This window comes from Terrisporobacter muris (genome assembly GCF_024621905.1).
GTDB classification, from domain to species: domain Bacteria; phylum Bacillota; class Clostridia; order Peptostreptococcales; family Peptostreptococcaceae; genus Terrisporobacter; species Terrisporobacter muris.
On record NZ_JANKBY010000175.1, the window covers coordinates 1 to 7,495 of the forward strand.

The 7,495-nt window shown below is 28.2% G+C and carries 10 protein-coding genes; 6 read left to right on the forward strand and 4 right to left on the reverse strand.

Translation table 11 applies throughout. The annotated features are described in order from the left end of the window. The first annotated feature begins 256 nt into the window (after nt 1-256). From NSA58_RS12800 to NSA58_RS12820, 5 genes are all read left to right on the forward strand, one after another. Nucleotides 257-709, forward strand: a complete 453-nt coding sequence (locus tag NSA58_RS12800) for an ASCH domain-containing protein (protein WP_257560527.1) — start codon at nt 257-259, stop codon at nt 707-709. A 115-nt stretch (nt 710-824) separates the two neighbouring features. Further along, the gene (locus NSA58_RS12805) at nt 825-1,538 is read left to right on the forward strand and encodes an acyl-[acyl-carrier-protein] thioesterase (protein WP_074078904.1); all 714 of its coding nucleotides are present in this window, start codon (nt 825-827) and stop codon (nt 1,536-1,538) included. A 187-nt stretch (nt 1,539-1,725) separates the two neighbouring features. Beyond that, nucleotides 1,726-2,058 carry a PadR family transcriptional regulator gene (locus tag NSA58_RS12810; RefSeq protein WP_330652573.1) on the forward strand — a complete coding sequence of 111 codons (333 nt, stop codon included), beginning with the start codon at nt 1,726-1,728 and terminating at the stop codon, nt 2,056-2,058. Further along, nucleotides 2,058-2,405, forward strand: coding sequence for a DUF1048 domain-containing protein (locus NSA58_RS12815; protein WP_257560528.1), 348 nt, complete (start codon nt 2,058-2,060; stop codon nt 2,403-2,405). Before NSA58_RS12810 ends, NSA58_RS12815 begins: the two co-directional genes overlap by 1 nt. A 9-nt stretch (nt 2,406-2,414) precedes the next feature. Beyond that, complete coding sequence (locus tag NSA58_RS12820) at nt 2,415-2,681, forward strand: DUF1048 domain-containing protein (protein ID WP_257560529.1); 267 nt, start codon at nt 2,415-2,417, stop codon at nt 2,679-2,681. Nucleotides 2,682-3,121: 440 nt separating this feature from the next. On the opposite strand, the gene NSA58_RS20750 is transcribed toward NSA58_RS12820, so the two are convergent. The 4 genes from NSA58_RS20750 to NSA58_RS12835 all read right to left on the reverse strand — a co-directional run bounded on the left by NSA58_RS20750 (nt 3,122) and on the right by NSA58_RS12835 (nt 6,031). Beyond that, nucleotides 3,122-3,271, reverse strand: coding sequence for a hypothetical protein (locus NSA58_RS20750; protein WP_316712565.1), 150 nt, complete (start codon nt 3,269-3,271; stop codon nt 3,122-3,124). Between the two features lie 264 nt (nt 3,272-3,535). After that, entirely contained in the window at nt 3,536-4,207 is a 672-nt protein-coding gene (locus NSA58_RS20755; RefSeq protein ID WP_316712566.1) for a glycosyltransferase family 2 protein, read from the reverse strand. A 30-nt stretch (nt 4,208-4,237) separates the two neighbouring features. After that, nucleotides 4,238-4,447 carry a hypothetical protein gene (locus NSA58_RS12830; RefSeq protein ID WP_074078906.1) on the reverse strand — a complete coding sequence of 70 codons (210 nt, stop codon included), beginning with the start codon at nt 4,445-4,447 and terminating at the stop codon, nt 4,238-4,240. Between the two features lie 726 nt (nt 4,448-5,173). Continuing rightward, on the reverse strand, nt 5,174-6,031 hold the full coding sequence (locus NSA58_RS12835; protein WP_257560530.1) for a hypothetical protein: 858 nt from the start codon (nt 6,029-6,031) through the stop codon (nt 5,174-5,176). Between the two features lie 624 nt (nt 6,032-6,655). On the opposite strand from NSA58_RS12835, the gene NSA58_RS12840 reads away from it, so the two are divergent. Then, nucleotides 6,656-7,222: a 5S rRNA E-loop-binding protein gene (locus NSA58_RS12840; protein ID WP_039681309.1), complete on the forward strand. Its 567-nt coding sequence runs from the start codon at nt 6,656-6,658 to the stop codon at nt 7,220-7,222. Nucleotides 7,223-7,495: the final 273 nt, after the last annotated feature.

Sequence of the window (7,495 nt, forward strand, 5' to 3'; positions counted from 1 at the left end):
TGATACTTTCTTTTATTATGATTTTAGCTACTGTAATCTTTTTAATATTTTTACTTATTATTTAATTATAAACAAACAATTTTAAAATATGTAGACCTTTCAAATAATCCTTTCCTTTTATTACGCATCTCAAATTTAAATATAGTTTATACTCATTTTAGTGTTTAAATGTTGCAAAGTAAGAACTATATCTATAACATTATAGAAAAATAGGGGGTTATTGGTAGTGTTATATAAAATGGGAGGGGAAAATAAAATGACTGAAATAGAAATGTGGAATAAATATAATAAAATTAATAAAACTGCAGAAAAATATGATGCCTGGCAATTTGGTGGAAATACACCTGAAATGCCAGATATTTTGGCTGATTTAGTACTTAAGGGAATAAAAACTGCAACATCTAGTGCGTATCCTTGTTATGTTTTTGAAAAGGCTCCATTGCCACCAGTTAGAGGATATAATTTAATATTAAATACAAAAGGGGAAGCTGTTTGCATCACAGAAACAATAAAAGTATATACAATACCATTCAACCAAGTAAATGAGCAACATGCATGGAAAGAAGGGGAGTTTGATCGTACGTTAGCATCTTGGAGAAAATGTCATTCTGAAGTTTTCTCTATGGAACTAAAAGAAATTGGTGAAGAGTTTACAGAAAATATGCTTGTGGTTTGTGAAGAATTTAAGGTTGTATATCCCATAATATAAATATTATAATTTGTAAGTAAGATTAACTATATTAGTAAGTGGTTATATTTAAAATAATTTAAAAATAAAGGTATTAAGCTAAAAATAATTATATTAAACAGAAAGGTAAATACTTATGATATACTGCAACAACTATAAAATTGGTTTAGAAGATATAGGAATAAAAAATGAAGCAACTAATAAAGCACTTCTTGCAATAATGGAAGACGTAGCAGGGCTTCATAGTGCATCTGTAGGCTATGGAGTTTTAGATATAGAAACTAAAAAGAGAGTATGGATACTTTTGGATTGGAAGATGAAGGTCATAAAAAGACCTAAATATAATGATGATATAAAAGCAGAAACATGGTCAAGAAAAGTAGAGAGGCTATATGCATATCGTGATTTTCAGCTTAAGGACAAAGAAGGCAATATTATTGCAATTGGAACATCTAGATGGATATTGATTGATACAGATAGGAAAAGACCAGTGAAGCTTACAGCAGATATTGCAGATTTATATGAATCAGAAACAGATAAAAGTGTGTTTCCAGAACAAATAGAAGATATTGAATGTGAAAATTATCTTTTTAAAAAGGACTATTATATTCAAAGAAGGGACATTGATATAAATGAACATATGCATAATTTAAATTACTTAGATATGGCATATGAAATTTTACCAGAGGATGTTTATAAGAATAAGGTTTTTGATAATATAAGAATAGTATACAAAAAAGAAATACTCTATGGTGAAAAGGTTGTTTGTTATTATGAAGAGCAGGGCAATAAGCATATTATTACAGCAAAAAGTGAAGACAAGATAAATGCAATAATAGAATTGTCATAGAAATTAAGCTCTATAAGTGGTTCTTAATTTTAATATAAATTATATGGTTGTGATTTTTAGTTAAAGAAGTGTATTGATTGCACTTCTTTTTTTAATTATATATCAGCATTGACATCACTGCTATCTAGTGATACTATATAGTGGTAGTAAGTAATACTAAATACCAGTATTACTACATAGTAAAGAGGTGATTAAAATAGAAAATATTACAGAAATGTTAAAAGGTGTATTGGAAGGTTGTGTTCTTGAGATAATTAGTCATGAAGAAACATATGGATATGAAATTACAAAAAAACTTAATGCCTTAGGATTTACTGATGTTGTAGATGGAACAGTTTATACAATATTAGTAAGGCTTGAAAAAAATAAATTAGTTGAAAATACAAAAAGGCCATCTGATATGGGACCTCCAAGAAAGTTTTTTACTCTTAATGATGCAGGACGTGAAGAGCTAAAGAAGTTTTGGGCAAAATGGGAATTTGTTTCTACAAGAATTAATAAATTAAAGGAGATGGAATAATGAATTTTTGGGAAAAAACCACAGGAAGTGATATGACTAAAGAATTTAAAGCTTTTGAATTGAGAGTAAGCAAACTACCAGCTGATTATCAAAATGCATGGGATGAAATAAATACTAATCTTTTTATGTATGGAGATTTTACAGGTCGAAATCTTATGCCGATTTTAAATAGTGTTCTTGATATGCTGGAAGAATGGGTGGAAAATGGGCAGAATGTGAAAGATGCTTTAGGTAATGATATAAAAAGTTTTTGTGCAGAATTAGTAGGAGAAGAAGGATCAAACTCTTTCCGTGACAAGTGGCGCAAGCAGCTAAATAATAATATAGCTAAAAAATTAGGTAAATAGGAGTATAAGATGAATATAAAAGAAATCATAGAAGAGAAGAAAGAGTGGAAAGCACATATGGCTCGTGTTAAAGCTCTACCAAAAGATTATCAAATAGTTTATAAAGAAATTCAAAAATATATTTTTAAAGTGGGGACTGTTGAAGCAAAAGATAGTATGGACTTACTTTTAGGAATTGTTGATTTTTTTGAAGAGGGAGCAGCCTTAAGTAAAGAAGTGCTAGAAGTTACTGGTAGTGATGTGGCAGCTTTTTGTGATGATTTAATGAAGAACTAAAGAACTTACCACCTTGAAGTATAGGAGAGGAAGTAGTCATTGGTGCAAATGGAACGGGAGTATAACTATTAAACTATATCCATGGTAACATACCTATCATAAAGTTATTTTGTGGGTGAATTTCAGTTTTAGCCATGGTATTATCATCTTTGTAAAGTAATAAAAGCATTGAGATCTATCCCAATTGTTTAAATCTATTTTTTTGAAATTCTTATTTAACATTTCTATGCCTTATTTCTCGATCTGACTTATGTTATAAGTATACGATAAATTTTATTCAATTGTAATCTAGGCTTAGTAGAGTGTATAGTTTAACCTAAATACAATTTCTTTAATTAAGAAAAATAAAAAATTAGAAAAAAAGAGCTATTGTAAATGGGATATTTACAATAGCTCATTTATTTTGACAGCTTTTCTTTTGTCAAAATTATATTTTAAATCTAAGATTTTTCAGCATTAAAATAATTATTAAAATAATCTTTGTTATACAAATAGCTTTCATCATATGGTTTAACTAAACCAGCTTTTTCATTATATTCATAAGCTTTTTGTTTATCGCCAATTTTATCGTAGCATACACATAGTTGCATGCAAGGTATATAATCATAGCAGTCTATTAGCTGAAAGGCACCAGAGGTAGGATCTAGATTTCGTGTAAGAGCTAGTTTATACCAAAATATGGATTTTGAGTATTCTTCTAATACAAAGAAATAGTAGCCTATATCGCAGCATATTTCTGCTCTTGGTTCATCAAATTGAAAACTTCTTAGTAATGCTTTTAGTCCAGCTATATTTTTATTTTGTCTAAAAAAACATTCAGCTAAATTTTTACACGCACTAATTTTATTTTCTATTCATCCTTCAGGAGAGTCGATAAATAGAGTAAATTTTTCAATAGCATCATCTAATCTATTGTTATCCATCAATTCACGAGCATAATAAAACTCTTCTCGTGGGTCTAATTTCTTTCCATTTAAAATCATGGTTTCATAAATTTTTAGATTTCTATCTAAAGGAGTAGCCTTAATTTTTTTATGACTTATGGCTACATCAGAATAAAGAATATTTCCAGAGTGAGCTATGGCTTCATGCACTTGGCCACACCATAAATAACCCATGGTCCTTTTTAGTAATCTTTCTCGATTATATGAAAATGAGGGTTTGTTATTTTTATCAAAGGTAACATTATATTTCATAATTACCATATCAATTTTATTATCAAGAGTTTCTTTTAATTGTTGAAATTTTATTTTATCTTCATTTAATAATATATCATCCGCATCAAGCCATAAAATATAGTCTTTTCTTGCTTTGGAGAAGGAAAAATTTCTAGCAGCTGAAAAATCATTTATCCATTCAAAATCATAAAGATTATCAGTGTACATCATTGCTATATCTTTAGTTTTATCTGTTGAACCTGTATCTACTATAATAATTTCATCTACTAAATCTTTTACAGAATCAAGGCATCTTCCTATTACTAACTCTTCATCTTTTACTATCATACAAAGACTTATGCTTATCATATAGACCTCCTCATAATATACTTATGGAAGTTAATTGATAGTTATTCCAGTGCTGGCATAACCAGCAACAGCAGTTGCTAAACTTAATCCAGATGTAGTAACAGAATAAACTAGTAATATCCTTGTTTGCGGTGTTACTGAAATTGATAAAGAAGTATTAATAGCGTTAACAGTAGTTCCAGTTGGTCCAGTACAGCAACATTTTGTGCAATCATCTTTATCACAACTATTTGATGACATGTTTTATTATTTTGATTATTATATCCCAGTATACAATGCTAGGATATAATAGTATATTACAAATAAATCAAATTAGTGACAAAATCTGCTTAGATAACTTATTTAATTCAGTAATAAATATTAAGAAAGATTAATGTAAAAGATTTTATTAAATTAAGTGAATGTGTAATATTAAGCTATTGGAATGAGTATTACAGATACATAGAGAAAAACAATTATGTAGGATTCGAAATTATATACATTGTAGTTATATCTTGTACATTTATTACAATAACGGAATGTATAATTTACTCCTTAGAAACCAGATGATATAAGCAAAGTTAATTGCTTTAAATAAAAATATTAAAGGAGAATAAAATATTGTCAAAATGGATTAAATATATATTTATATTTATAGTATCAATAGTATTCCTACCATTTGTTGTTTTAATAGGTGGTAGATATTTAACAATTAAACTTGCTAAATACCTATGATTAGAAAAAGATAAAAATGAAGACATCAAGGGTTGTTTTAGAAGCATAAAAAATATAGGAGTTCTATTAGATATTATAATTGGTATAATAGCAGTTCCAATAGGTCTGGTTAAATACTCTAAATTCTGTATTGAAACAGCAACACAAGAACAAATAAATAAAAATTAAGCAACCCATAAAAAAGCTTTCCATAATAATTTTATGTTATTATGAAAAGCTTTTTTATTTTATGAAATAAAATTTTAACAGATTTTAATTAAATTCTTGTAAATATTCATCTATAGCTGTTAAAGACTGCAAATCAGCCGAGCTTTGGAAAAATACTTCTCCTGTTGAAGCATTTACACAAAATCTGAAATCTCCTGCCATACCATCGTTTATATAGTAGATGCCATAATATTTATGTCCATTAAGTTCTATAACTTTGTCTAGTCCAGAATCGTCTGTACCCAAAGTCAAAGAATCTGCATCCCAAACATCTTTCACCTTTTCTTTGCACAGTTCAAGTGCTTCTTCTTCAGTTATTTGCTTAGATAATTCCTCTTCCTGTATTTCATCATATGCTTGGTTGAATAGCTCCTGTGTTAATCCAAATTCTTCCCAATTTCTATCATGTTTGTATGATGGATATGATGATACTATTGACTGTACACATTCTTCAGCAGTCAATAACTTTAGATTATTCTTCTCAAAACAATTGCCATTTTCACAATTCCACATCATGTTTAGGGTTTCATCTTCATTTTGACTTAAATGTAAAAAAGAATTTATTGTATTGTTTGGATTTCCAAATTCTTTAGATGAAAGGTTATATATTAGATTATTATCTGATTTTCTATCTTCTATTTTATATGAGTCTGCATGATATCCGTATAATAATATTATTTCATTGTTTTTAAAATAGTAAATTGTTCCTGTGTCATTTTGATTTTCTACTATATGTATGTATTTTTCATTTAAGTTTTCTTCTAATTTGTCTCCCTTTTTAACTATTTTTTCTACTTTTGTTTTTTCTTCCTTAGGTGTTTCTTTTTGTGGTTGTTTTGAGCAACCTATTAATAATATAAGTGCGGCTATTGCTAATATTAGTGTTATTGATTTTTTGTACATTTACTCCTCCAATTGTTTTTAATAATATACTTTGTCTTTTATATTATAGAGATAAGACCCTAAATTAGGATAATATATTTTTACATTTTTTTCAAATAATAATAATAATGTTCTTTTAATTTTTTTTTAAATACAATTATGTGTGTTAAGAAAATTGTGTGAAACATGTTATTTAATTATAATATGACCTGATAGTTTATACATATTTTCGAACAAGGGTAGACAAAAGGGAAAATGCCCCCTTGCTTTTTAAGGGGAAGTACTATACACTATACTTAACTGTAAATTAAAAATAAAATTTTTAATAAAAAAAAGAACCGTCTTTAAAGAAGGGCTTTTGGTATTGCGCTTATTGCGTTGTATAAAAGCTCTTCTTTTTTACATATTAGGAAATTATGATACGCTTACGCTTGTTGAAAACATTTACACTAAAGTATTAGTAATACATTTGAGTAGTAAAAAAGTAAAATTATAAGTTATGTAAAGTAATAATGCACTATATAAAGAAAATTGTAGGTAAGCTGTGACTATCAGCAATAAAAGCATCATTTCTATGGCCTGTTTCTTTGCAACGCAAGACGCTGCAATTAAGCATATATTATAAAACAATTAGGAGGAAACAAAATGGAAACTATTAATGTTCAAAAACGTGATTTTAATGTAAAGGCAAAAAAAATGAGACGACTCGGGATGGTTCCTGGAGATGTGTTTGGTAGCTTTTTGCCAGAATCAATATCTATTCAAATGGAAGAAGTCGTTGCACGCAAATTGATTCGCCTAAAACGTGAAGGTAGTAAGGTGATGATGAATATCGATGGGAAAACAATACCAGTACAAATTAAGGAAAAATCATTGAATCCAGTTAACAATGAAATTTTACACATCAGTTTTCAAGCTTTAACTGAAGATGAAAAGGTTAACAGCTTAATTCATATAATTATTATCAATGATGATAAAGTAGCAGGGATACTAGAAAAAATACATCTTGAAATCCCATATGCTTCTCTACCTGAAGATATGATTGATACTATAACTATTGATGCTGATAGAATGAAGGTAGGGACTGTTTTAACTGTTGGAGAAATTCCTGAACTAAAGAGTGACAAAATTGAATTACAGATTGATCCAGAAAGTATTGTATTGCGTGTAATTCCAAGAAAGAATTACAATCCTATGTCTGTTGAAGGGTAAATAAATATTAAGAATATATAATTATGAAAAGAGCTTGGATGGTTGTGCACTTTGGTGTAAACACATTAAAAGCTCTTTTCTGATTTAGATAGTTTAGAATTTATAAGTTATTAAAGTAATAAGCTTAGATTTTTGACAGTTTGGAATTTTTGAGGTGTGATTATTATAATAAAATAGTGCTATAGGGGTTCGATTTGGATCATCTCCACCATTGAAACCCTCGAAAATGAGGATAAGGAACTACTAAGTTATGGCTTAGTAGTTTTTAGATCG